Origin of the sequence: Paraburkholderia phytofirmans PsJN (genome assembly GCF_000020125.1) — a bacterium.
In the GTDB taxonomy this organism is placed as follows: domain Bacteria; phylum Pseudomonadota; class Gammaproteobacteria; order Burkholderiales; family Burkholderiaceae; genus Paraburkholderia; species Paraburkholderia phytofirmans.
The window spans coordinates 1053620-1077726 of record NC_010681.1 but is presented as its reverse complement, the minus strand read 5'-3'; the positions used below and the strand labels follow the sequence as shown (position 1 = coordinate 1077726).

Below are 24107 nucleotides of genomic sequence, written 5' to 3'. Positions count from 1 at the left end.
GGGCGCGAGTGGAGCGTCTACGGCGCCAGCGGCGCCCGTTCCGACGCCTACGCCCATTCCACAGCCAACGCCGCCTTCGACGCCGATGCCGACGCCGATGCCGACTCCGACTCCGACTCCGATGCCGACTCCGACTCCGACTCCGGCACCAGCGCCAAAGCCGACTCCAACTCCGACTCCAACTCCAACTCCGACTCCGACTCCGACTCCGACTCCGACTCCGACTCCGACTCCGACTCCGACTCCGACTCCGACACCAACACCAACACCAACACCAACACCAACACCGACTCCAACGCCGACACCGACTCCGACGCCCACCCCAACCCCAACCCCCACCTCCAATACCGCCCCCATCACCATCGAGCGCTGGACGGGCAACTACGCGAACATGCCGTACGTGACCGCGACGATCTGCATCCCGGGCGTTCAGGGCAGCAATCAATGCGCGACAGTCGATCACATGCAGCTCGACACCGGCTCGGTCGGCGTGCGCGTGCTCGGCAGTGCGTTGGGGTCCGCGCTCGCCGCCCACTTGCCGAAGCAATCCGGCGCCACCGACGATCCGACCGGCAACGCGTCGATCGCCGAATGCGCCGTGTTCGGATCGGGCTATACGTGGGGGTCCATCAAGCGCGCGGACGTCACGATCGGCGGCAAGACAGCGGGCAACATGCCGCTGCAGGTGATTGCCGACGACCAGTACGCGACGCCCTCGGACTGCCAGTCGCGCGGCGTCTACAACCTCGGCTCGCCAACGGCGCTCGGCGCGAATGGCGTGATCGGCATCGGCCCGGCGCAACGCGACTTCCCTGCGGCTGCGCAGACGGTACTGCCATCGGCTTATTACTACTGCACGTCCGCGACGTCATGCACGAGCACGCGTGTTCCTCTCGACACGCAGGTCATGAATCCAGTCGCCGATTTCACCTCGGACAACAACGGCACGATCATCCGTCTGCCCGCGCTGCCCGCGGGCGGCCAGGCGAGCGTGACGGGTGAATTGGTGTTCGGTATCGGCACGCAGAACAACAATGCCATGCCCTCGCAGCCGAACATTCTCGCGCTCGATCAGTACGGATATTTCTCGACCACGTACAAGGGCAACACGTTTAGCAGCGCCATCGACAGCGGTTCCAATGCGAACATCTTTGCGGACTACACGGTGCCCTACTCCGGCGACTGGTACGTGCCGGCAACCACGCTCAGCCTGTCCGCCTTGCTCACCGGCGCCGACAAAGCCGGCGCATCCGTCAACGTACCGTTTTCGCTGGCGAACGGCTGGACCCTGCTGACCAATCAATACGCCGCTTACGACAGCCTGGGTTCGCCCTCGGCCGGCATGTTCATCTGGGGCTTGCCGTTCTTCTTCGGCCGAAGCGTGTACACCGCGATCAATAACGTGGTGGTCGGCAAACAACCAGGGCCGTTCATCGCCTTCTGATCGAACGCGCGCTTCGCAACTGCCTTATTAGAGAATCGAAATAGACAACGGCCGGCGCCCCACCACGCCGGCCGTCTCTGTGCTCCGATCAAACCCGACTTAATCCGTTTCCGTCAACATCCCGAGGTCGTAAGTAAAGACCTCATCGATCCGCGCCTCAGTGTAGGCACGTACACCACATGCACAACCGCGCAGCGGCCATGCACCGCCGACGCCCGTTGGCGGATGCATGCGCTTCGTTGCGGCGCGACACGCACCCGAACGAGGCGCGTCGCGCGATGCTGCACCAATTCTGCGCCATATCACGCATACAGCCGCCATCCCGCGGCCGCGCCGCAGCATGCCTCCACGCCATCCAAGTCGAATTTACTGCATGGCATGTGCCTTGCAGTACACAAGCGGCAAGTCATGCGGGATAAGCCCTGCTGGCTGAAATCGACGCCCATAAACAGTCACCATCAATGGCAAGGGGATATACATGAAACGTCGCAGTCTGTTGAAGTTCGGCTCCATGTCGGGCGCGTTGGCGCTTGCAGGTCAGGTTCCGTTTGCGCAGGCGCAGTCCAGTGGTCCGATCAAGGTAGGTATCCTGCATTCGCTGTCGGGCACGATGGCGATCTCGGAGACATCGCTTAAGGACACGGCGTTGATGACCATTGCGGACATCAACAAGAACGGCGGCGTGATGGGCCGTCAACTGGAACCGGTGGTGGTCGACCCGGCGTCGAACTGGCCGCTCTTCGCTGAAAAAGCGCGTCAGCTGATCACGCAGGACAAGTGCGCCGTGGTGTTCGGCTGCTGGACTTCCGTGTCGCGCAAATCGGTGCTGCCGGTGTTCGAGGAACTGAACGGCCTGCTGTTCTACCCGGTCCAGTACGAAGGCGAGGAAATGTCGCGCAACGTGTTCTACACGGGCGCAGCGCCGAATCAGCAGGCGATTCCGGCGACCGAATACCTGATGAGCGCGGAAGGCGGCGGCGCCAAGCGCTTCTTCCTGTTGGGCACCGACTATGTGTACCCCCGCACGACCAATAAGATCCTGCGCGCGTTCCTCAAGTCGAAGGGCGTGCAGGAAGCCGATATCCAGGAGGTCTACACGCCGTTCGGCCACAGCGACTATCAGACCATCGTCGCGAACATCAAGACCTTCTCGCAAGGCGGCAAGACCGCGGTGATCTCGACGGTGAACGGCGACTCGAACGTGCCGTTCTACAAGGAACTGGGCAACCAGGGGTTGAAGGCGTCGGACGTGCCGGTCGTCGCGTTCTCGGTCGGCGAGGAAGAACTGCGCGGCATCGATACGAAGCCGCTGGTCGGCAACCTGGCTGCGTGGAACTACTTCATGTCGCTGCGCAACCCGGCCAACGAGAAGTTCAAGAAGCAATGGGCTGCATGGGTCGCGCAGAACAACCTGCCGGGCGGCACCAAGCGCGTGACCAACGACCCGATGGAAGCGACCTTCGTCGGCATCCATATGTGGAAGCAGGCGGTCGAGAAGGCCAAGAGCACGGAAGTGGACAAGGTGCGCGTGGCGATGGTCGGCCAGACCTTCGCGGCGCCGTCGGGCTTCACGCTCGAAATGGACGGCAACCACCATCTGCACAAGCCGGTCATGATCGGTGAAGTGCGCGCCGATGGTCAGTTCAATGTGGTGTGGCGGACCAAGACCGCGATTCGCGCGCAGCCGTGGAGCCCGTTCATTGCCGGCAATTCGAGCAAGCCGGACGTGGTCAGCTCGATTCCGGCGTTCCTGAAGCGCTCGCGCGTCGCCTGACAGGAAGGCGTGCCGCGGTGGCGAAGCTAGCCGGCGCGGCACGTTGATTTGCCGATTGCAATCCCGCGACGGGGGCGCCCACCGCACCCGCGTTCGTGCCTTGATCAGATGTCCGATGGGCACAACCCTCGCGCGCAGCAACTCGACGGCGCGGCAACGGCGCTTGCCCACATGCCGCGCCGCCCTGCCGGATTTTCTTCAAAGGCCACCATGGCGTTTTCCATCCTCACAGACGCACGAACACTGGCACGACGGCTCGCGCGGCGCGGCGTCGTTGGCGCGGCGCTCGTGCTGCTCGCCGGCGCACCGCCGGCCGCCTTCGCACTGACCCAGGCCGATGTCGCGCCGCTCGCCGCCGACGACTTCGACGCGAAGTCCGCGGCCATCGACAAGCTGATCGCCAATCACGACAAAGAATCGATGGCGGTTCTCAAAGCGCTCTCCGAAGACAGCGCGCTCGCCACCGACGCAGGCGCCGTGCTGCTTCAAGACGGCGATACGGCAAAAGACGCGGTGACGGGCAAGACCGTCGCCGCGGGCGATGCGCAACCGGTCACGCTGAACAATCTGCTGCGCTCGAAAGTCGCCGGCGCGTTGTCCGGTCTGCAACTCGATTCGCCGGACAAGGCCGCGCGTGACGCCGCCATCACCTCGTTGCTGCAAAACCCGGACCCGTCGATCAAACCGCTCGTCGACGCGGCGCGCGCGAAGGAAACCGATCCCGCGTTGAAGAAGCGCCTCGACACGCTGTGGGCGATGACGGCCCTGCATGATGCCGACGCGGCCAAACGCCTGGAAGCCGTGCAACTGGTCGCTGACCGCCACGACCTCGACATGAACGAACTGCTGCGTCCGCTCGTCGCGAAGAAGCCGGACGGCACCTTCAACGAGCCCGACGATCGAGTACGAGCCGCCGCGCAGAGCGGCATCGACGAACTCGATGCGATCCAGCGCCGCAGCCAGATTGCCGGCACGCTGTTCGCGGGTTTGTCGCTCGGCAGCGTGCTGCTGCTCGCCGCGCTGGGCCTCGCCATCACGTACGGACTGATCGGCGTGATCAACATGGCGCACGGCGAGTTCCTGATGATCGGCGCGTACGCAACCTACGTCGTGCAGAACCTCTTTCAGCGCTTCGCGCCCGGCGCATTCGACTGGTATCCGCTGCTCGCCATTCCGGCATCGTTCGTCGCCGCGGGACTGGTGGGCATCGTGCTCGAACGGCTGGTGCTGAAGCATCTGTACGGCCGTCCGCTCGAAACGCTGCTGACCACCTTCGGCATCAGCCTGATCCTGATTCAGGCGACGCGCATGCTGTTCGGCGCGCAGAACGTGCAGGTGGTCAACCCTGCGTGGATGAGCGGCGGCGTGACCGTACTGCCGAATCTGATCCTGCCGTACAACCGGCTGGCGATTCTCGCGTTCTCGCTAATCGTGGTCGGCATCGCGTGGGCCGTGCTCACGAAGACGCGTCTCGGCCTCTTTGTGCGCGCCGTCACGCAGAACCGCCGGATGGCGGCCTGCGTCGGCGTGAAGACCGCGCGGGTCGATTCATATGCGTTCGCGTTCGGCGCGGGCATCGCGGGTCTGGGCGGCTGTGCGCTTTCGCAGATCGGCAACGTCGGGCCGGACCTCGGCCAGAGCTACATCATCGATTCGTTCATGGCCGTGGTGCTCGGCGGTGTCGGTCAACTGGCCGGGACCGTGATCGGCGGCTTCGGTCTCGGGCTGATCAGCAAGGCAATCGAACCGTTCTGGGGCGCGGTGCTCGCGAAGATCGCGGTGCTCGTGCTGATCGTCCTGTTCATCCAGAAGCGTCCGCAGGGCATGTTCGCCCTCAAGGGCCGTAGCGCGGAGGCATGAGATGACATCGGCAACTTCATCGGCTCACGTCGGTGCAACTAGCGGTGGCGCCGGCGCCGGACGCGAGCCGCAATCCGGTTTCGCACTCGGCCTGCCGCCGCGTCCCGCGCTATTGTCGCGGCGCGCGTGGCTTGCGCTGATTGCGCTGATCGTCGTCTTCGGTTTGGGCGTGCCGTTCTGCACTCTGGTCGTGCCGGAGACGAGCGCGCTGCATCTGTCCGCCTACGCGATGACGATCACCGGCAAGTTCATGTGCTACGCGATCGCGGCGCTGGCGCTCGATCTCGTGTGGGGCTACTGCGGGATTCTGAGCCTCGGCCACGCGCTGTTCTTCGCGCTCGGCGGCTACGCGATCGGCATGTATCTGATGCGCTCGATCGGCCACGAAGGCAAGTACGGCAGCGACCTGCCCGACTTCATGGTGTTCCTCGACTGGCATCAACTGCCGTGGTACTGGCAAGGCACGCAACACCTCGGCTACGCGCTGCTGCTGGTGGTACTGGTGCCGGCGGTAGTCGCGTGGGTATTCGGCTTCTTCACGTTCCGCTCGCGGGTGAAGGGCGTGTATCTGTCGATCATCACGCAGGCCATGACCTTCGCCGCGATGCTGCTGTTCTATCGCAACGAAACCGGCTTCGGCGGCAATAACGGCTTTACCGACTTCAAGCGCATCGGCGGCTTTCCGATCACGCATCCGGGCACACGCACTGCCCTGCTGCTGATCACGTTTGCCGTGCTGATTCTCGCATTTCTCGGCGCGCGGGCCATCGTCACCTCGAAGCTCGGCCGCGTGGTGACCGCGGTGCGCGACGGCGAAACGCGTTTGATGTTCCTCGGCTACAGCCCGCTTGCGTACAAGCTGTTCGTGTGGACCGTGTCGGCCGTGTTGTGCGGCATCGCCGGCGCGTTGTATGTGCCGCAGGTCGGCATCATCAATCCCGGTGAAATGTCGCCGGGCAACTCGATCGAAATGGCGATCTGGGTCGCCGTGGGTGGACGCGGCACGCTGATCGGCCCGATCATCGGCGCTTTCGCGGTGAATGGCGCGAAGAGCTTTTTCACGGCGAACTTCCCTGAATACTGGCTGTTCTTTCTCGGTCTGATTTTCGTGCTGGTCCCGCTGTTCCTGCCGAACGGCATCATGGGGCTGATCGACCTCGTGACGCGCAAGAGGAACCGCTCATGAATGAAAATCCGATGGTTCCTGATCTCGCTTTGCCGGAAGAACCCGCTGAAGAAACCTCGTTGAGCGGCGTCGCGAGCATGGGCCGCACGGTCGTGCCCGGCGAGATCGACGTATCGCACGGCACGATCCTGTATCTCGAAGACGTGACCGTGAGCTTCGACGGTTTTCGGGCATTGAATGCGCTGACGCTGACCATCGACGCCGGCGAATTGCGTTGCATCATCGGTCCGAACGGCGCCGGCAAGACGACGATGATGGACGTCATCACCGGCAAGACGGAGCCGGATTCCGGCAAGGTGTATCTCGGCCAGTCGATCGATCTGACGCGAATGAACGAGCCGTCCATCGCGCGTGCGGGTATCGGCCGCAAGTTTCAGAAGCCGACCGTGTTCGAGCAGCATCCCGTGTGGGAAAACCTCGAACTCGCGATGAAGGCCGATAAGGGTTGGTGGGCTTCGTTGCGCGCGCGTCTGGATCGCGAGGCGCAAGCGCGCATTGAAGAGACGCTGGCGCTGATCGGCCTCGAGAGCGAAGCGCGGCGGCTTGCCGGCGAGCTGTCGCATGGACAGAAGCAACGGCTCGAAATCGGCATGTTGCTGATGCAGCAGCCGGCACTGCTGCTGCTCGACGAACCGGCTGCCGGCATGACCGACGACGAAACCATGCAACTCGCCGAGTTGCTCAATCAGCTGCGCGGCACCTGTTCGATGATGGTCGTCGAGCACGATATGGAGTTCGTGGCGGCGCTCTCGGGCGCGGCCGGCAAGGTCACGGTGATGGCCGAAGGACGCGTGCTCGCTCACGGCACACTCGACGAAGTGAAACGCGACGAGACGGTGATCGAGTCTTATCTGGGCCGATGAAACGGGTTGCCGCAATAAAAGGTTGAACCGACATGCTAGAAGTAGAAAACCTGAACCAGTACTACGGCGGAAGTCACATTCTGCGCGATGTGAAGCTCACCGTGCCCGACGGCAAACTCACTGTTCTGCTCGGCCGTAACGGCGTGGGCAAGACTACGCTGCTGCGTTGTCTGATGGGCGTCGTGCAAACGAAGAGCGGCTCGATCGCCTGGCGCGGCGCGCCGATCACCAAACTGCCGACTTACTCGCGCGTGGAGAAAGGCCTCGCTTATGTGCCGCAGGGGCGCGATATCTTTCCGCGCTTGACCGTCGAAGAGAATCTGCTGGTGGGGGCCGCCAGCAAGAAGGCGCCCAAGAAGATCCCGGATCGTATCTACGAGTTATTCCCGGTGCTGAAGGATATGCGCAGCCGGCGCGGTGGAGATCTGTCGGGCGGTCAACAGCAGCAGCTTGCGATTGGCCGGGCGTTGATGAGCGATCCGCAATTGCTGATTCTCGACGAACCTACCGAAGGCATTCAGCCGTCGATCATTCAGGATATCGGCCGCACGCTGCGTCAACTGGTCGAGGAAATGGGCATGACCGTGCTGCTCGTCGAGCAGTATTACGACTTCGCCAAGGATATCGCTGATCGGTATTGGGTGATGAGCCGTGGCGAGATCATCGCGGGCGGAGAAGGCGCCAATATGGATAGCGATGGCGTGCGGACGTTGATCGCCGTGTGAGCGGCATTCGGAAGCCGGCGTGATATTCTCGCCGCATCCTGTGGCGACGCGGTTTAGCGTTGCCTGATGTGCGCAGGCACGCTTTGTTTTTCTCTGTTCGGTCGCAATTCCATTCGCATGTCGGTTCACGAAAATCACGTCACGCTCGCTGCCGCTCAAGACGGCGCGCATTCGCTATGGCGCGCGCGCCTTGAACTCGGGTTCGTCAAGCATGACGAGCGGACTACGCTCAAGCATCGGTTGCATGATGGGCCGTTGCGGGTTCAAAGGCCGCTTTATCCTGAAGGACAGGGTATCTGTCATGCGGTGATCGTGCATCCGCCCGGTGGAATCGCGGGCGGGGATCGGCTGGCTATTGATGTCGATGTCGGCGCGGATGCGCATGCTGTTATCACCACGCCGGGCGCGACCAAGTGGTACAAGTCCAATGGACGCGAGGCGCAGCAGCAGATTGCGGTGCGTGTCGGCGAACGGGCCAAGCTCGATTGGCTGCCGCAGAATAATATCGTTTTCGATCACGCGAACGCGGAGCTGGATTTTGCGTTGACGCTGGCTCGCGACGCCACTGCGATTGGCTGGGATGCGACCCAGCTTGGGCGCCAGGCTGCGGGTGAGCGGTGGTCGGATGGGCGTTTGCGTGCGGTTTCGCGGATTGTTGGAGCTGATGGCGAGTTGCTGTGGTTCGAGCGTGGGAGTTTTGAAGCGGATGATTCGCTACGCGATGCTGCTCAAGGGCTGGCGGGGTTTCCTGCGTATGGGACGCTTTGGGCTGTTGGGGATGCTTGCGATGATGCGCTTGCTGAGGCGTTGACGGCTCAATTGCCGTTTGATGATTCGGTGCGGATGGCGGCTTCTTGTGTGACTTCTCGAGTGCTCGTCGTGCGGGGGGTTTCGAGGTCGATGGAATTGCTGCAGCGGGCGTTTGTGAAATGCTGGATTGAGTTGCGGCCGGTCGTGCATGGGGTGGGGGGGGTGCCGTTGCGGATTTGGGCGACTTGAGGGGGCATTTTTTTTGGAAAATTGCGACCGACTTGGCACAAATCGACTGCTATCGGCAGCGCCGGAGAGCACGTCCCCTTGCGGGTACGAAATGACTTCGCCTTTCTTTGCAAGAAGGTGATTTGAGGATGGCTTCCTCGCGCGTTCAAGGCCTCGACCTTTCCTCGCACAACAATCGACTCCTGCAAAAACTGGCGCGCGGACAACAACACGCCGCGACGAGAAGCGCTATTCCGATGGCAATCACAGTGAAGGCTCTAAACATCGCGCACCACGACTACTCTTCGCTATCCCATTGTTCAAGCAACTCCGTGGGAATGGCCTTGACGACATCCACATACCGTTTCCCCACAAACCGTTCCGCGCGCTTCAGCAACACGGGGATTGGGCTGCTCGGTTCGTGTTGCTCGAACCAGTATCGAGCTTCCCGAATACGCTCCAAAGCGCCCTCACGACCCGCCGCTGCCACGCTGACGCCGAGGCTAACCGGCGCAGCGCAACCGGCCGGTGGCGAAATGTCGTCATGCTCGACGCGCGTCTCCTCGTTCGACGATGCCGCCGCACCGGCATCGTCGGACGGCATCACCTCCGTCAATCCGTCAACCGGCGCCACCGTCACGCGCGAGCGATCTCCCACTACGCGCCGCAACAGCCGCGTGAGAGCAGCGAGGTCCGGCAAGTAGACGCCCAGATGCGCCTTGCACCAAACGTCGATGGACTCCAGGCTCGCGAGCGCGTCATCGAAGCCCCGAAGCATGTCCGGTTGCTGGATGCGCAGATCCTCAAGTTGCCGCGTAACGGACTCGGGCGCGAGCGCATCGCTCGGCCGCGGATGTGCAAACGCGCGCTCGACATCGCGCATCTGAAGCCGCGTGGCGGTCGAACGCGTCAACGCGATCTCCCGCAGGTCAGAGAGCAATCCATCCGAATCTGTCAACGCCTGCAAAGCGTTCATGCGGATTTCGAGCGCCGCTTCCTGATCGTCGTCGACACCGGGCTGGGGATGGAGCGCACCGGGAAACGCGGCGAGCCATGCGGCCAACAGCCCCAGCCCTTCCGCCAGTCCCGCCCCTGCCGCGAGCCTCGTGCGGCAACGCGTGAACCACACCGCGAGACGCATGTCCTTGCTGCGCATCATCAGGCGTCGGCAATCGCGCTCGACCTCGCTCCAGTTCACGGGTTCCGGTATGCCCACGAAGTCGCCGTACTGTGCGTCCACTTTCACCGCCATCTGCGCGGACAGCACGACGAATTCCGGGTCGTATTCGAGGTCGGCCCCGCACGGGGCGGCGGCATCGACCGGTGACATCCAGTCGTGAGGCAGGGGTGTGACGGCCTTGACCGCCGCCACCTTCGCCGTCGCTTGTCTCTTGCTGCTACTCATCTTGTCCCTTCACTTGCGGCGTGACCCGGCGCTTGCCCGCCGCGTCGATACTTTGTTTCGCGAACGTGCTGGCGTAGCGTTCAGGCTCGAAGCGCATGCCGGTAATCGGCTCGCCGCTGGGCGAGCGACCGAGCCACCCCGACCAGCCCAATTGCTGCGGGCCGCCCATCACGGCAGGCGGCGCGCTTTGTGCGCGGATGCGCAACTCCAGCTCCCATTCGAATTCGCGACCGATGAAACTCCGTACCCAATCGACCAGTTGCGGCAGATCCGCGCCGCGAGGCGTGAAGCGCAGATATTCGTCGATATCGACCGGCCCGATGATGATCCGGAAACGGTGCTGACGATCGGGCACCTGCTCCCCGAGCATCGCGCCGTCGCCCATCGTCGCCGCGGCGCCGGGCTTGCCGATATAGCTGTGATCGTCGGCAGCAACGTCGATCCAGTTAAAAACGAACTCCTCGATCGCGACGGGAACCCCGAAATACTGCTCGAGCGTCATGCGCAAGCCATCCGGGTTGCGGGCTTCACGCACGAGATTCGCAGACGCGGCAAGTTGCGCGTGTGCGGGCAGAGCGCGCTGCCCAATCTCGCGCGTATCCTGGCCGGTCAGGCTCGCGACATAGAAGGAGAATCGTTCGCTATCGGGCCCGGCACGGTCGAGTCCAGCGGTCGCCTGTGCGTCGGCCCATGCGCGGTACAACAGCGTGAGGTAGCGATGGTGAAAAATATCGAGGAAATGAACCAGCGTAGGATCGCGCCGGCTTTCTTCACGCTCCCTGGCAATCTCCGTCATGTGGATGGGCAGCGGCCCATTCGGCCCAAGCATGCCGAGTGCTAACAGACGAATATGCAGGCGCCCGCCGAGTTCGCCCACACTGGCGATCTCACGCGGCGCGAATGCAAGGCTCGGCTTCTGACCTAGCCGGAATGGCTCCGCACGCGGACGCCGCGCCTTGCCGATCGCATCGATACGCACATCGGCGCCGATGCGGCGCATCAGCGAGAAAAATCCGAATTGCCACGGCTGCGTCTGCAGCCGCTCGACTGCATCCGCCGATAGCGTCGTGTCGCGCAGCGTCGACGTAAATGAGGCGCGGTCCATCAAGCCACTCCACGTGTGCCCATGCGCACGGGCCAGCGCATCAACTGGCCGCGCTGCATTGAATGAAGCTCGGTCTGCGTGAACGAATTGATAGATACGTGCCGTGCCAGATAGTGCTCGAGAATCACCCCGAACAGGTAGGGGCTCAAACCGGAAAAGCCGGTTTCATCGACCGTCAACTGACATTCGATGCCGCGACCGAACACCAGCGGGCCGCCACCGGGCAGCTTCCTCGCGACCGGCCGCGTCTTCACGCCGACGAGGCTTTCCACCTGACGCCGCGGTCCCACGTCGTCGCCGGTCAGGAACAGGCGCAGCATGTCGCGCACACCCTGGCCGCCAGGGCGGTGATCCATATCTTCCAGCGGCAAATAGTTGAAGTTCAGTTGCCGGATAAGCCGCCAAGCTGTTTCGCGCTCGGCAAACGGCGCGCGAGGCGCGCTTGGCGCACGAATCAAGCCGACGCTGATCGCAGGCACCGAGTCAACGGCGTCCAGATCGTCCACGCCGTTGCGCGGCAACAGATTCGGCAAGTCGCGATTGGTCAGCCAGGCGTCGATCGACAGATAGCGCATTCCCTCGTGATACGGCGCTTCCTGCTGGTCGACCAGCGACACGAACACTTCAGTTCCAATGTACGGCGTGCGCGTACCGTAGCGGCGGGCCGAGTCAGATAACAACCGGCGTTCGCGGCGAAGCGAAAAATAGCGCCCGTGGTTGCCTTCGTCGTTGTTCAGCGTTTGATACAACGGCCGGAAGGCGAATTCCGTCGAGTTCTTGCCGACCTGCGCCGTGAGTGCTTCGACCGAATAGACTTCGTAGTCGAGCGGCGCGCTGCGCTTCGGAACCAGATGGAATTCCGTGCTGGCCTGATTCAATTCGATGCGCTGCGCTTTGCGCGGAAACAGATTGATCACGGGTGTGCAAAACAGCGCGAAACGCGAGGCGTCGACAAGGCCGATCAGCCGGTCCGGTGACTGATCGAGCAGCACCACGATCTCGACTTCATGGCCTTTCGCCTTGCTGAGCCCTTCGCGCAGTCCGGTCAGCGTGAAAAAATAAAAGCGGCTCGGACATGCGAAATATTCGTGTAGAAGATTGTGCCCATGGAATTTCGACCAGGTGAGCGGCAGCAAACCCTGATCGACGCCAAGCCCCTCGTGTGCGACCGCGCCATGCGTGACCGCACAGAAGGGGCGCGCCGCGTCGCCGAAACGCCCAGGCTCGCCCGTGATCGACGCAACGCCTGCCGCGTGAAGCAGTTCGAACAGATGCGACGCAACCTGCTCATCTCCGGCGAGATAGACCGGCAGTCGGTCGAGTCCGCGCAGCTCGGCGATTTTGGCATCGCCCGTGGAACGCAATCGCAGCCGCAATGCGCCACGCACTTGCGTGTGGGGCGGCACATAGCGGTCGAGCATGGGAATGTCCGGCGGAATCCCCGTCAGTTGTGCATGGGTAATCTCGAGCGGATAGAGCGCGACGTCCTGGCCCGTGCGGAATTCGCACAAAGTGTTCTCCCCCGGCGACTTCTTGCCCGTGAGCATGCTGCCGCGCCGCACAGGGAAGCCTTCGACGAGGTTGCCTTCGCTCGGGCTCGGATAGAAGCGCGCGACCGCCATGGACGGCGTCGGTGCCACATAGTTCGGGTAGATCACCTCTAGCAGACGTCCCGTGAAGCGCGGGAATTCCGCGTCGAGCTTGAGCTGCATACGCGCCGCCATGAAGCTGAACGACTCGATCAGCCGTTCGACGTACGGATCGGTCATCTCGCCGGCCTGCATGCCGAGCCGCCGCGCGATCTTCGGATGCAGTTGCGCGAACTCGCCAGCCAGTTCGCGTACATACATCAGTTCCTGGTTGTAGTAATCGAGCAGTCGCGGATCCATAACAATGTCCTGTGGTCAACGAGCCGCTGCGTGCAGGCGGCTTGTTTCAAGGTCGAGCGAGCTTTGCACCATGAACTCGAGCGGATAGGGGTCCATGTGGATCATTCCGCGGATCTCGAACGCGAGGTGGTTGTAGCGACTCTGGCTATCGACATCCGTGAGGGGCACGACCTGCACCGTATGTGCAATCAGCCGCGGCTCGAAGTCGCGTATGGCGCCCCGTATCACCTCCTCGATCTTTGCCCATTTGTGCGACGCCATGAACGCCCCTGCGAGCGGCGGCACGCCAAAGTTGATGGTCGATGCGGCCGCGTATGAATGCCGCTTCCGATCGATCAGGTCTTCCATGCTGGTCGCGTTGAGCAGAAACGCAAGATCGCGCTGGATGATGTCGCGCATCTGCGCCCGGCTGACCGCATAGTCGCCGGGCGACTCGGTCTGCCGGTGCGGTGCGTCGTCGCGCAGCCGATCGAATAAGGTGGGCAGCAGCTGTGCATCGGCCTGGCGCGGCGCAGGCGCCGTTCGGTCCGGTTCATGACGTTTGCGGCTCATTGCTGCACTCCTGCCGCCGCACCGGAGTGCGCGGTGCCGTCCACCGCGGCGGGACCAAACGAACAGTCAGCCAATTCGAACAGATCGAAATCAGCCGCGCTTGTCGTCCAGGTCTTGCGCCCGGATGCCATGACGGCCGTGCGCCCCGACTCATGCCAAACGGTCTCATGCCCGAGTTGCAGCGTCTCGCGCAGGACAGGTGACCCGTGGGCGGCGAGCGGATAACGTGCCGGCATGAAGCCGCGCAGCACCGCGCCGTCGATCAGCGACAGCGTGCACGGCGCCCACACGAGGTCGAGTAGCGTCGACGGCCTTTCGATCCGCCAACTGGCGATATCCGCCAGCGAAAGCCAGCGATACCGCCCGGCGGTAATTAGCTCACAGACCGGGCCTAGCCGCGAATCGCTGTCACCGATCCATTCAAAGCGCTGATTCGAGGTGTGCCCGGCGACCAGCGGAGCGAGATGCAACGCGCGCTCCCGGGCGTCGTCCGACGCGTCCTGTTGTCCCTGCGCGGACAGTTTGAGCGCACTGAGCATGCCGTGTATCCACGCGGGCGCGTCGCCGAATACCCACCCCGGCTCCTGCTGCCCGGCCATGACTTTTGCGCGCCAGTGTTCCGCGCGAACCAGGTCTCGGCAGGCTTGCGCGACGGATGCCTGGGACGGCTCCAGTTGGGCAAAACCCTGAAGTTGCTGGATGGCCCGCGTCCACTGGTACGTGATACATAGCCACTGGAACAGCGTCCAGCGATGCGCGGCCAACGTCGGTTGACTACGAATGTTCGCTTCGACCATTTCGATCTGTGCTGCCGGCGACCACTGGCGTTGCTGGCTCGCGAAGACATTCGGTAGCGGTTGGGCGGTCATTCGTTGGACTCGTGGTGAATGTGAGTGTTCAGAGCGGCTAGCGGGCTGTCGATCGCGAGCGTGTGATGATCTCGCCGCGCGACGTGCGGCGGCGCCATTCCCACGCGGCGTGCCGCCGACGCGTGATATTCGGCTGGCGCGAACAGGCGAAGGATTTCCGGCACCGCGTCGTGCCCGGTCAGATCCGTCACGCCGCCCTCGTGCAACGCATCGAAGGCTTCCTCGAGCACGTCGATGTCGGATAGCAGACTATGAATTGAACTCGAGTCATCGTTGGCGCGGGCTCGTTCACCCATCGCCTCTTTGCCCGATCCGGCTATCCCTGTTGCAGACGATCCGACCCATTCCGAGTTGGGCAGGAAGTGCGGCGATTCGAGTGCCTGGTAATACTGTTCATTGAGCGTGGCGAGAAGATCGTCCCGGTCGGTATGTGTCGACGCGCCCGGCCGCTCGTATGCCGACGTGTCATACGCAGCGTTCGTCGACGAACCCAGCAACTCGAAGATAGCCTCGCTCGACTCCGGTGAGCAGTCGCCGCGATCCGACGCAGCCAGTCCGTGGCGCTCCACACGTGATTGCCCACGAACCTGCCCGCGCGAACCCATGTGTATCCAGGACGGAGCACGATGCAGAGCACTCCGATCGACAGTTGCGCGCGACGGCTTGCCAAGAACTTTGCGTAAGTAAGTATGAAATCTCATTGCCTGACGCCAAGCAGGTCTATGCCGATCCTGCGTCTGTTATACCGAACAGAACGGAATTAACGCATGACTACGCAATTGATGTCCACCGTAAATTTCGGCAGCAATGTTTAAAAAATAGAGATTTTATTCGAGATAAATTAAACGACAATCCAAAATATAGATAATCCGACATAGATCGAGCACCGACAAGCCAGATTTATACTACACAGAGGGAATTTTCAATCGAACGTGCGGAATTTTCCCAACACTAAAACAAGCCGAACCTCCGCCACAAAGACGATAATTTTCAATAATTTAACTTATATTTTTACCTCAACAACTCACAGAACAGGATAACTCTAAATTTGTTTCCGATCAAAAAATTCACAAATGACAGAAAAATAAAAATCACCCGCATACATTGACTGATCCAAACTTCAAGTCCGATAATTCAAAAAACACCATTAAACGGAGGCGGGTTCGAAAAGTACCGAGTTACATAAAGAAAGCGAAGCGTTTGACCGTATAAGGCAATTCCCTTAAAAAAGCTTCCACTTCCACTTGTGCAGGCACAATTCCAATCAGTCATCCTAATAAACCACACGCGACCAGTTCATGACGATTTCCCGCCAGGCACTCTTTGGCAAGCTCGGGGCCACACTCTTCCGCAGCATCGAATCCGCTACCGCGTTTTGCAAGCTGCGCGGCAACCCGTATGTGGAGCTTGTCCATTGGCTGCATCAATTGCTGCAATTACCGGACAGCGACATGCACCGCATTGCCCGGCATGCGGGAATCGAACGTACAACACTGGAACGCGATCTCGCACGGGCGCTCGCCGCCTTGCCCGCAGGCGCCAGTTCGATCAGCGACATCTCGCACCATATTGAACTGGCCGTCGAGCGAGCATGGGTGCTTGCCACGCTCGATTTCGGCGACCGCCGGATACGCGGCGCGTGGTTGCTTGCAGCATTGCTTGGCACGCCGGAACTGCGTCGGGTACTGCTTTCGGCTTCGCCCGCATTCGCTCGCATCCCGGTCGATACGCCACGCGACGAACTGATTGCGTGGATCGACGGCTCGCCCGAATCTTCCGACTCGCCGTACGACAACACGGACTTCTCCGCCGCAGCGCCGGGCGAGGCTTCGCAGGCACTGCCCGCAGGTTCGAAGAACTCGCCAATCGAGCAGTACTGCAGCGACCTGAGCGCGCGAGCCCGCGCAGGTGAAATCGACATCGTGACGGGACGCGAGCAGGAGATTCGCACGATCATCGATATCCTGCTGCGCCGCCGTCAAAACAACCCGCTGCTCACTGGCGAGGCCGGCGTCGGCAAGACCGCTGTCGTAGAAGGGCTCGCACTTGCCATCGCTAACGGCGACGTGCCGCCCGCGCTGGCCGACGTGCGGCTCATGACGCTCGACGTCGGCGCATTGCTGGCTGGTGCGAGTATGAAAGGGGAATTCGAGTCGCGGCTCAAAGGCGTGCTCGAAGCCGCGTTACGGTCCAAGACACCCATCATTCTGTTCGTCGACGAAATCCACACGCTCGTCGGCGCGGGCGGTCAGGCCGGCACCGGCGACGCCGCCAATCTTCTCAAGCCGGCCCTCGCGCGAGGCGCGGTGCGCATGATCGGAGCGACGACCTGGTCGGAGTACAAGCGGCACATCGAAAAAGATCCCGCTCTCACCCGGCGCTTTCAGGTACTGCAGGTCCCCGAACCGCAGGAAGCCGCAGCCATCGACATGGTGCGGGGACTGGCCGACACGTTTTCGAAGCACCACGGCGTGATTGTCCGAGACGAAGCGATCCGCGCCGCCGTTACGTTGTCCCATCGCTATATTCCTTCGCGGCAGTTGCCCGACAAGGCGATCAGTCTGCTCGACACCGCATGCGCACGCGTGGCGCTCTCGCAGCATGCGCCGCCGCGCGAACTGCAAAGCGTGCGTCAACGACTTCAGGCGGCGCGCGTCGAGTGTGGCCTGCTTGAACAGGAGGCGCGTATCGGACTCCATGCGGAGGAGGCGCTGAGTGCCGCCAGGGCGCGCATCGGTACGCTCTCCACGGAGGAAAGCGCAATCGACGCACATTGGCGCGCCCAGCTCGCAGCCGCACAGGCGTTAGCGAGCGCCCGCGACGCCATCCTTACCCAGCCCGCCCCGGATCAAGCCGATGTTGTGCCATCCCTCGCGACACTCGGCCAGCTGGAGCACAGCCTCCTTGACCTTCAGGGTGAGACGCCACTCGTTTTCCCGGAAGTAGACGAAACGGTCATCGCGGAAATCGTCTCGGACTGGACCGGCATTCCCGTCGGTCGCATGGTAACGAATGAAGTTGCGGCTGTGCGCGCCTTGCCCGAAACACTCGCCGCCCGCGTGATCGGGCAAAGTGATCCCTTGCGCCAGATCGGTGAGCGAGTGCAGACGGCGCGCGCGGGTCTTACCGATCCCCGCAAACCACTCGGCGTGTTTCTGCTGGCGGGGCCGTCCGGCGTCGGCAAGACGGAAACGGCGCTCGCACTGGCCGAAGCTCTGTATGGCGGCGAGCAGAACCTGATCACGATCAACATGAGCGAGTATCAGGAGGCGCACACGGTCTCCGGACTCAAGGGCGCACCGCCCGGATACGTCGGTTACGGTGAAGGCGGCGTGCTGACAGAAGCCGTCCGCCGGCGCCCGTATGCAGTTGTTCTGCTCGACGAGATCGAAAAGGCGCATCACGACGTACATGAAATGTTCTTCCAGGTGTTCGACAAGGGCTACATGGAAGACGGCGACGGACGCTACATCGACTTCCGCAATACCACGATCCTTTTGACCAGCAATGCCGGGTCCGAGCTGACAGCGAGCCTATGCGCGGACGCCACACTCGCACCCGATCAGGACGCCCTACGTGAAGCGTTAAACCCTGAGTTGCTCAAAGTATTTCCCGCGGCCTTTCTCGGACGCGTGACCGTCGTGCCGTATCGCCCGCTGGTTCACGCGTCGCTCGCCAGCATCGTGCGTCTGCATATGAACCGTGTCGTGCAGCGCATGGCGGACAGTCATGGTATTGCACTGCATTACAACGAACAGGTAATCGACTACATCGTCAGCCGCTGCCTCGTGCAGGAGACCGGCGCCCGGGTGTTGATCGGGTTTATCGAGCAACACGTTCTGCCGAGACTGTCTGCTCTCTGGCTCGACGCTTTCTCGTCGAAGCGAGTCCTCTCGAGCATCGAAATCCAGATCGGCGACAGCAACGTCACGCCTGCTGCCGCATTCGTCTTTGCATCTGCCAACAAGCCAGCGTTCAGCGAGAGCATTTCCCCGGTTTCAGTCGGCGAGACTCATTAAACCTGCCGGCCATTTCCCACGCTTACGGAGTCATGCATGTCCGTTTCAAACAGTTCGCAGAAGTTCATCGCGCGCAACCGTGCGCCGCGCGTCCAGATCGAGTACGACGTCGAGATCTACGGTTCCGAGAAAAAGGTAGAACTGCCATTCGTGATGGGCGTGCTTGCCGATCTATCCGGCAAGCCGGTCGAACCGCTGCCGGCTGTCGCCGACCGCCGCTTCCTCGACATCGATATCGACAACTTCGACGAGCGCATGAAAGCGCTCAAGCCACGCGTCGCATTCGCGGTGCCCAATACGCTCACGGGCGAGGGCCAATTAATGGTCGACATGACATTCGAAAGCATGGAGGACTTCTCGCCGGCCGCCGTCGCCAGCAAGGTCCAGCCCTTGCATCGCCTGCTCGACGCGCGTACGCAACTGGCCAATCTGCAAACCTATATGGACGGCAAGTCCGGCGCCGAAGCGCTCGTCAACAAGCTGCTGGCTGATCCAGCCTTGCTGAAGGCGCTCACCGCCGTGCCGAAGCCGAAGGTTATCGACGAGACAGAACACAACCATACCGACAAGGCGTCGAACTGACCGCCGCTGCTGGCGAAGGCACACCGGCAAGAACGACTCAAGAACGACCAAGGAACCACAGAGACACACCATGACAACACAGCAGGTAAAGGCAACGGCAAGCGCAACTGCCGCGCATTCACAGACCGACTTTTCGCAGTTGCTCGCGCAGGAATTTCGCCCCAAGACCGCCGCGGCTCGGGACGCCGTCGAATATGCGGTTCAAACGCTGGCCGAGCAGGCGCTGCAGCAGTCGATCATCATCAGCGACGACGCGTACAAGAGCATTGAAGCGATCATCGCGCAAATCGATCACAAGCTGTCGGAGCAGATCAACCTGATCCTCCACCACAACGATTTCCAGAAACTGGAATCGGCGTGGCGCGGTCTGCATCATCTGGTGTCGAACACCGAAACGGACGAGCGGCTGAAGATCCGCTTCATGGACGTTTCGAAGGAGGAACTGCGTCGCACGATGAAGCGCTACAAGGGCCTCGCATGGGATCAGAGTCCGCTCTTCAAGCAGATTTACGAAGAGGAATATGGCCAGCTCGGCGGCGAACCGTACGGCTGCCTTGTTGCTGACTATTACTTCGACCACACACCGCCCGACGTCGACCTGCTCGGCTCGATTGCCAAAATCTCCGCAGCCGCGCATACGCCGTTCATCTCGGGGGCCTCGCCCTCGGTGCTGCAGATGGAGTCGTGGCAGGAACTCGCCAACCCGCGCGATCTGACGAAAATCTTCGCGCAAAATCTCGAGTACGCGCCGTGGAATTCCCTGCGCAATACGGAAGATGCGCGCTATATCGGGCTCGCAATGCCGCGCTTCCTGTCGCGTCTGCCGTATGGCGCTCAGACGAACCCGGTCGATGAATTCGATTTCGAGGAAGACACCAACGGTCCAGATCACCGCAACTATGCGTGGGCCAATGCCGCGTACGCCATGGGCGTGAACATCAACCGGTCGTTCAAGCTGTATGGCTGGTGCTCGCTGATTCGCGGCGTCGAGTCGGGCGGCACGGTCGAGAGCTTGCCGTGCCACACGTTCCCGACCGATGACGGCGGCATCGACATGAAGTGCCCGACGGAAATCGCAATCTCGGACCGTCGCGAAGCCGAACTGTCGAAGAACGGTTTTATTCCGCTCGTGCACCGTAAAAACACCGACCACGCGACCTTCATCGGTGCCCAATCGGTGCAGAAGCCCGCCGAATACCACGATCCGGATGCGACTGCCAACGCCAACCTGTCGGCGCGTCTACCGTATCTGTTCGCCTGCTCGCGATTCGCGCACTACCTGAAGTGCATTGTGCGCGACAAGATCGGGACGTTCCGCGAGCGCGAGGATATGCAGCGCTGGCTCAACGAATGGATCATGAACTACGTCGACGCGGACCCGGCGAATTCATCGCAGGAAACCAAAGCACGCCGCCCGCTGGCGGCAGCCGAAGTGGTCGTCGAGGATGTCGAAGGCAACCCCGGCTACTACCAGGCGAAGTTCTTCCTGCGCCCGCACTTCCAGCTCGAAGGCCTCACGGTGTCGCTGCGTCTTGTTGCGCGGCTGCCTTCCGTGAAGGAAGCGGCCTGATCGATCGCTGCCAGAACGCCAACGGCCACCGCGTAATCCAGCCGGCGGTCCCGGATGTCATTCCGAATGCATCGGCCATTAACAAAAAGGGAGTCTCTCAGATGTCTTGCGTCGCATATCTCGTTGCGGTGCTCGGTTTCCTATCAATGCCATTGGCCTACGGTAAGGCTTGCACCGAGCGTGACGCGGTGGGTGCGGATGCGATGGTCGACAAGATCACCACCTGGAACGCGGCGATCGTCGCGTTCACGAAGTACAAACAGAGCGATGACGGCGACATCGCCGAGGGGTACTCGGAGGCGATTGCGCGACTACTCGTGGATCGATGGAATACATTGCCGCGACTTGGCCAATCGATCAAGCGCAATCCATCGCTCAAAGGCTTTGTGCTGCGTCATATCGACAGCACGCTGGATACGGCCGACCTCGACAAAATTAAGGGACTTTCCACGTCATCCTGTCCGGCGGGCATGGAAACATTCTGCAAGGCGCTGACCCACGCCGTCGCGCAGACCGAACGGACAACGAAATGAAGTAATACGCCCGCCGCGCCGTAGCCAACGCCACAGCCATCGCAGTGCGCGCGTGCACGCGTACGTCCGCACTCGGTACACGCCTCGTCTGCGTAAAAAAGAACGGCAGTCGAAGCACCGCCAATACGCGGCGACATTCACTGGCAAAGAGCATCGCTGATACGGCGCGGCAGTCCCGCAACAAAGAGCAGTCTGTTTTTTCACTCACGGAGTTTTTAAATGGCACAGGACATTTTTATCAAGATCAACGGGATCGACGGCGAATCGCAGGATTCGGCGCACAAGAACGAAATCGAAGTGGCGAGCTGGGGCTGGCAAATCCTGCAGCAGTCGAACATGCACATGGGTTCGGGCGGCGGCGCGGGTAAGGCAACTGTCGAAGACCTGGCGTTCGAACACCTGGTCGATCGTGCAAGCCCGAACCTGATGAAGTATTGCCTGACCGGCAAGCACATCGATCAGGCCGTGCTGACCGTGCGCAAGGCCGGCGGCAATCCGCTCGAATACCTGAAGATCACGATGAACGACGTCATCGTTACGCAGGTTCATCCGTCGGGCAGCAACGCTGACAACGGCATCCGTGAACAGGTGCGCCTGTCGTTCGCGAAGGTCAAGCAGGAATACGTCGTGCAGAACGCCCAGGGCGGCAGTGGCGGCGCCGTGACGGCAGGCTACGACATCAAGCTCAACAAGGAAGCTTAAGCGCTCCTGTCTTGCGAGGTCCGGCATGCGCGCCGGACCTTATAACGCCCCACTTCCCCTGTTCACTGCCGATGCGCCCGTCCACTCACGTCGTCGCACTTATCTGCGTACTCGGACTTACCGCATGCGCGAGCAACGATCCCAAAGCCGTTCATGAACCCGTGAGGCTCGACCTGTCGATAACCGCCTCATCGAGCGTCAATCCCGACGACCAGAAACGCGCCGCGCCGATCGTGGTGCGCATTTACGAATTGAAAAACGCCGACGCGTTCACTGCCGCCGACTTCTTCTCGCTGCAGGACAAGGACAAGACCGTGCTCGCCGACGACCTTGTCGTGCGCGAGCAGTATCAGCTTCGTCCAGGAGAAAGCCGGACTATTCGGCGCAACGCCGATCAGGCCACGACCACTCTCGGTGTCATCGCGGCCTACCGCGATCTGCCGAATTCCGTGTGGCGCGCCACCTGGACACTGCCGTCATCGCCACCGGCTGCGTGGTACCGGATCGCGCCGAAACTGAAGCTGACGATCAATCTCGATACCAGTGCGATCCGGATCACCGACGCACAAAAACAAAACAAGTAATGGACCACACGCATGAGTTGGTATAACAAGGTCACCTGGAGCGAAGGTCTGTTCCTGCGCCCGCAGCTTTTCCAGCAGCAGGAACGCTACCTCGAACATTTCGCCCATAAGCGCGCGGCGCCGCTTTCGCCCTTTTTCTTCGGCTTCTCTCACTACGCAATCGACAATGAGGCGCTCGCGCTCGGCAAAGTGATCCTGAAGTCTGCCAGCGGCGTATTCGCCGACGGCACGCCCTTCGATTCGCCGGGGAACACGCCGCCGCCCGCCCCGCTGACGGTACGCGCGGAGCATCTGGACCAGGTCATCCATCTTGCCGTGTCCATTCGCGTGCCCAACGCGGAAGAAACGACCTTCGACGAGTCCTCCCATTCGCTCGCCCGCTATGCCGTGTTCGACACGGACTTGCGCGATACGAACTCGGTCGGACAAGGTCCGAAAGCCGTTCAACTATCCAACCTGCGGCTGCGACTAGTGCCGCAGAAGGAGATGACCGACGCGTGGATCGGTCTACCCTTGACGCGAGTCAAGACGCTTCGTGCGGACGGCAGCATCGAACTCGACGATACCCTGGTCCCGCCGGTGTCGGGCTATGGCGCCAACGCGTTGCTCACGAGCTGGCTGGCGAAGGTCCACGACCTCACGCGCCTGCGTGCGGATGCGCTCGCCAAACGGCTGACCGGGAGCGACGGCCAGGCCGGCACGGTCGCGGAGGTCTCGGACTATCTGCTGCTGCAAACGCTCAATCGCTACGAACCGCTGTTGCAACACCTACGCCGGGTTCCGACCACCTCCCCCGCCGATCTCTACGCGCTGCTGCTCAGCATGGCTGGAGAACTCTCGACCTACGTGCGTCCGCAGACGCGCCGGCCGCTCGAAAGCCATCCGCCGTATCAGCACATCGAGCCGCATCTGTGCCTGAAGCCCGTGGTCGACGACACACACTGGCTGCTCAACGCGGTCCTCGTACGCAGCGCGCAAAGCATTCCGTTTACCGACGCGGGATACGGCATGCGCAACGCAGTGGTCGATCCGGCGGAAATTCGCAGTTTCAGTTCGCTGGTCCTCGCCGTGTCGGCTCAGATGCCGCCGGACACGCTGGTCCAGCAATTCGCCATGCAGGCCAAGATGGGACCGTCCGAACGTCTGCCGGATCTGGTGCGCTCGCATCTGCCAGGCATCGCGCTTCAGGCGCTGCCCGTGCCGCCGCGGCAGATTCCATTCAACGCCGGCTACGTGTACTACGAACTCTCGCGTACGGGTCCGCTGTGGGAGACCGTCGCGCAGCACGGCGGCATTGCGCTGCATGTGGCGGGTGATTTCCCCGCACTCAGGCTGGAACTGTGGGGCGTGCGCTGATAAGCCGTGACTCGCCGGAAAACAGGAGCGCTTCCGTAGAGGCGCCCGTTCATCATCGCATCAGGGGAACACAGTGAATCCAGACCGAGGACTGCCTTCTTTCGGCACAGC

General features: G+C 61.8%; 20 protein-coding genes and 1 pseudogene. 14 read left to right on the top strand and 7 right to left on the bottom strand.

Annotated features, from left to right (window positions below; genetic code table 11):
* Window positions 1-47: 47 nt before the first annotated feature.
* A complete protein-coding gene (locus BPHYT_RS39045; RefSeq protein ID WP_041758278.1) occupies window positions 48-332 on the bottom strand; it encodes a hypothetical protein in 285 nt (94 codons plus the stop codon).
* Window positions 333-349: 17 nt separating this feature from the next.
* On the opposite strand from BPHYT_RS39045, the pseudogene BPHYT_RS37095 reads away from it, so the two are divergent.
* The 7 genes and pseudogenes from BPHYT_RS37095 to BPHYT_RS04615 all read left to right on the top strand — a co-directional run.
* Window positions 350-1444, top strand: a pseudogene (locus BPHYT_RS37095) (DUF3443 domain-containing protein); the annotation flags it as partial.
* Between the two features lie 478 nt (window positions 1445-1922).
* Complete coding sequence (gene urtA / locus BPHYT_RS04640; RefSeq protein ID WP_012432005.1) at window positions 1923-3218, top strand: urea ABC transporter substrate-binding protein; 1296 nt, start codon at window positions 1923-1925, stop codon at window positions 3216-3218.
* Between the two features lie 210 nt (window positions 3219-3428).
* A complete protein-coding gene (urtB, locus tag BPHYT_RS04635) occupies window positions 3429-5078 on the top strand; it encodes an urea ABC transporter permease subunit UrtB (protein WP_012432004.1) in 1650 nt (549 codons plus the stop codon).
* A gap of 1 nt (window position 5079) precedes the next feature.
* Window positions 5080-6264: an urea ABC transporter permease subunit UrtC gene (gene urtC, locus BPHYT_RS04630; protein WP_012432003.1), complete on the top strand. Its 1185-nt coding sequence runs from the start codon at window positions 5080-5082 to the stop codon at window positions 6262-6264.
* Complete coding sequence (gene urtD, locus BPHYT_RS04625; RefSeq protein WP_012432002.1) at window positions 6261-7127, top strand: urea ABC transporter ATP-binding protein UrtD; 867 nt, start codon at window positions 6261-6263, stop codon at window positions 7125-7127. Before urtC ends, urtD begins: the two co-directional genes overlap by 4 nt.
* 32 nt (window positions 7128-7159) lie before the next feature.
* Entirely contained in the window at window positions 7160-7852 is a 693-nt protein-coding gene (gene urtE, locus BPHYT_RS04620) for an urea ABC transporter ATP-binding subunit UrtE (RefSeq protein WP_012432001.1), read from the top strand.
* 117 nt (window positions 7853-7969) lie between these two features.
* Window positions 7970-8851 carry an urease accessory protein UreD gene (locus BPHYT_RS04615; protein ID WP_012432000.1) on the top strand — a complete coding sequence of 294 codons (882 nt, stop codon included), beginning with the start codon at window positions 7970-7972 and terminating at the stop codon, window positions 8849-8851.
* Between the two features lie 277 nt (window positions 8852-9128).
* Here BPHYT_RS04615 and BPHYT_RS04610 read toward each other — a convergent pair whose 3' ends face one another.
* From BPHYT_RS04610 to BPHYT_RS36650, 6 genes are read right to left on the bottom strand one after another with little or no spacing between them, the layout of a single operon-like run.
* Window positions 9129-10235: a type VI secretion system protein TssA gene (locus BPHYT_RS04610; RefSeq protein ID WP_012431999.1), complete on the bottom strand. Its 1107-nt coding sequence runs from the start codon at window positions 10233-10235 to the stop codon at window positions 9129-9131.
* A complete protein-coding gene (gene tssG / locus BPHYT_RS04605) occupies window positions 10228-11340 on the bottom strand; it encodes a type VI secretion system baseplate subunit TssG (RefSeq protein ID WP_012431998.1) in 1113 nt (370 codons plus the stop codon). The genes BPHYT_RS04610 and tssG overlap by 8 nt, the downstream gene beginning before the upstream one ends.
* Window positions 11340-13229, bottom strand: coding sequence for a type VI secretion system baseplate subunit TssF (tssF, locus tag BPHYT_RS04600; protein ID WP_012431997.1), 1890 nt, complete (start codon window positions 13227-13229; stop codon window positions 11340-11342). Before tssF ends, tssG begins: the two co-directional genes overlap by 1 nt.
* A 15-nt stretch (window positions 13230-13244) precedes the next feature.
* Window positions 13245-13781 (bottom strand): type VI secretion system baseplate subunit TssE, encoded by a 537-nt coding sequence (tssE, locus tag BPHYT_RS04595; protein ID WP_012431996.1) that lies wholly within the window; start codon window positions 13779-13781, stop codon window positions 13245-13247.
* Window positions 13778-14650: a type VI secretion system accessory protein TagJ gene (locus BPHYT_RS04590; RefSeq protein WP_012431995.1), complete on the bottom strand. Its 873-nt coding sequence runs from the start codon at window positions 14648-14650 to the stop codon at window positions 13778-13780. Before BPHYT_RS04590 ends, tssE begins: the two co-directional genes overlap by 4 nt.
* The gene (locus BPHYT_RS36650; RefSeq protein ID WP_012431994.1) at window positions 14647-15255 is read right to left on the bottom strand and encodes a TagK domain-containing protein; all 609 of its coding nucleotides are present in this window, start codon (window positions 15253-15255) and stop codon (window positions 14647-14649) included. The genes BPHYT_RS04590 and BPHYT_RS36650 overlap by 4 nt, the downstream gene beginning before the upstream one ends.
* Window positions 15256-15948: 693 nt before the next feature.
* Here BPHYT_RS36650 and tssH point away from each other — a divergent pair.
* The 7 genes from tssH to tssK all read left to right on the top strand — a co-directional run bounded on the left by tssH (window position 15949) and on the right by tssK (window position 23996).
* On the top strand, window positions 15949-18669 hold the full coding sequence (gene tssH / locus BPHYT_RS04580) for a type VI secretion system ATPase TssH (RefSeq protein WP_012431993.1): 2721 nt from the start codon (window positions 15949-15951) through the stop codon (window positions 18667-18669).
* A gap of 36 nt (window positions 18670-18705) precedes the next feature.
* Window positions 18706-19251, top strand: coding sequence for a type VI secretion system contractile sheath small subunit (gene tssB, locus BPHYT_RS04575; protein WP_012431992.1), 546 nt, complete (start codon window positions 18706-18708; stop codon window positions 19249-19251).
* A 70-nt stretch (window positions 19252-19321) separates the two neighbouring features.
* Window positions 19322-20821 (top strand): type VI secretion system contractile sheath large subunit, encoded by a 1500-nt coding sequence (gene tssC, locus BPHYT_RS04570; RefSeq protein ID WP_012431991.1) that lies wholly within the window; start codon window positions 19322-19324, stop codon window positions 20819-20821.
* Window positions 20822-21024: 203 nt separating this feature from the next.
* Window positions 21025-21354, top strand: a complete 330-nt coding sequence (locus BPHYT_RS04565; RefSeq protein ID WP_238535625.1) for a hypothetical protein — start codon at window positions 21025-21027, stop codon at window positions 21352-21354.
* A gap of 219 nt (window positions 21355-21573) precedes the next feature.
* Entirely contained in the window at window positions 21574-22056 is a 483-nt protein-coding gene (locus BPHYT_RS04560; protein ID WP_012431989.1) for an Hcp family type VI secretion system effector, read from the top strand.
* A gap of 71 nt (window positions 22057-22127) precedes the next feature.
* On the top strand, window positions 22128-22640 hold the full coding sequence (tssJ, locus tag BPHYT_RS04555; RefSeq protein WP_012431988.1) for a type VI secretion system lipoprotein TssJ: 513 nt from the start codon (window positions 22128-22130) through the stop codon (window positions 22638-22640).
* Between the two features lie 12 nt (window positions 22641-22652).
* The gene (gene tssK / locus BPHYT_RS04550; RefSeq protein WP_012431987.1) at window positions 22653-23996 is read left to right on the top strand and encodes a type VI secretion system baseplate subunit TssK; all 1344 of its coding nucleotides are present in this window, start codon (window positions 22653-22655) and stop codon (window positions 23994-23996) included.
* Window positions 23997-24107 lie beyond the last annotated feature (111 nt).

Excerpts from the sequence above, each read along its gene's own strand:
- urtA (WP_012432005.1), top strand. The coding sequence starts at position 1,923 with ATGAAACGTCGCAGTCTGTTGAAGTTCGGCTCCATGTCGGGCGCGTTG.
- urtB (WP_012432004.1), top strand. The coding sequence starts at position 3,429 with ATGGCGTTTTCCATCCTCACAGACGCACGAACACTGGCACGACGGCTC.
- urtC (WP_012432003.1), top strand. The coding sequence starts at position 5,080 with ATGACATCGGCAACTTCATCGGCTCACGTCGGTGCAACTAGCGGTGGC.
- urtD (WP_012432002.1), top strand. The coding sequence starts at position 6,261 with ATGAATGAAAATCCGATGGTTCCTGATCTCGCTTTGCCGGAAGAACCC.
- urtE (WP_012432001.1), top strand. The coding sequence starts at position 7,160 with ATGCTAGAAGTAGAAAACCTGAACCAGTACTACGGCGGAAGTCACATT.
- BPHYT_RS04615 (WP_012432000.1), top strand. The coding sequence starts at position 7,970 with ATGTCGGTTCACGAAAATCACGTCACGCTCGCTGCCGCTCAAGACGGC.
- BPHYT_RS04610 (WP_012431999.1), bottom strand. The coding sequence starts at position 10,235 with ATGAGTAGCAGCAAGAGACAAGCGACGGCGAAGGTGGCGGCGGTCAAG.
- tssG (WP_012431998.1), bottom strand. The coding sequence starts at position 11,340 with ATGGACCGCGCCTCATTTACGTCGACGCTGCGCGACACGACGCTATCG.
- tssF (WP_012431997.1), bottom strand. The coding sequence starts at position 13,229 with ATGGATCCGCGACTGCTCGATTACTACAACCAGGAACTGATGTATGTA.
- tssE (WP_012431996.1), bottom strand. The coding sequence starts at position 13,781 with ATGAGCCGCAAACGTCATGAACCGGACCGAACGGCGCCTGCGCCGCGC.
- BPHYT_RS04590 (WP_012431995.1), bottom strand. The coding sequence starts at position 14,650 with ATGACCGCCCAACCGCTACCGAATGTCTTCGCGAGCCAGCAACGCCAG.
- BPHYT_RS36650 (WP_012431994.1), bottom strand. The coding sequence starts at position 15,255 with ATGGGTTCGCGCGGGCAGGTTCGTGGGCAATCACGTGTGGAGCGCCAC.
- tssH (WP_012431993.1), top strand. The coding sequence starts at position 15,949 with ATGACGATTTCCCGCCAGGCACTCTTTGGCAAGCTCGGGGCCACACTC.
- tssB (WP_012431992.1), top strand. The coding sequence starts at position 18,706 with ATGTCCGTTTCAAACAGTTCGCAGAAGTTCATCGCGCGCAACCGTGCG.
- tssC (WP_012431991.1), top strand. The coding sequence starts at position 19,322 with ATGACAACACAGCAGGTAAAGGCAACGGCAAGCGCAACTGCCGCGCAT.
- BPHYT_RS04565 (WP_238535625.1), top strand. The coding sequence starts at position 21,025 with ATGGTCGACAAGATCACCACCTGGAACGCGGCGATCGTCGCGTTCACG.
- BPHYT_RS04560 (WP_012431989.1), top strand. The coding sequence starts at position 21,574 with ATGGCACAGGACATTTTTATCAAGATCAACGGGATCGACGGCGAATCG.
- tssJ (WP_012431988.1), top strand. The coding sequence starts at position 22,128 with ATGCGCCCGTCCACTCACGTCGTCGCACTTATCTGCGTACTCGGACTT.
- tssK (WP_012431987.1), top strand. The coding sequence starts at position 22,653 with ATGAGTTGGTATAACAAGGTCACCTGGAGCGAAGGTCTGTTCCTGCGC.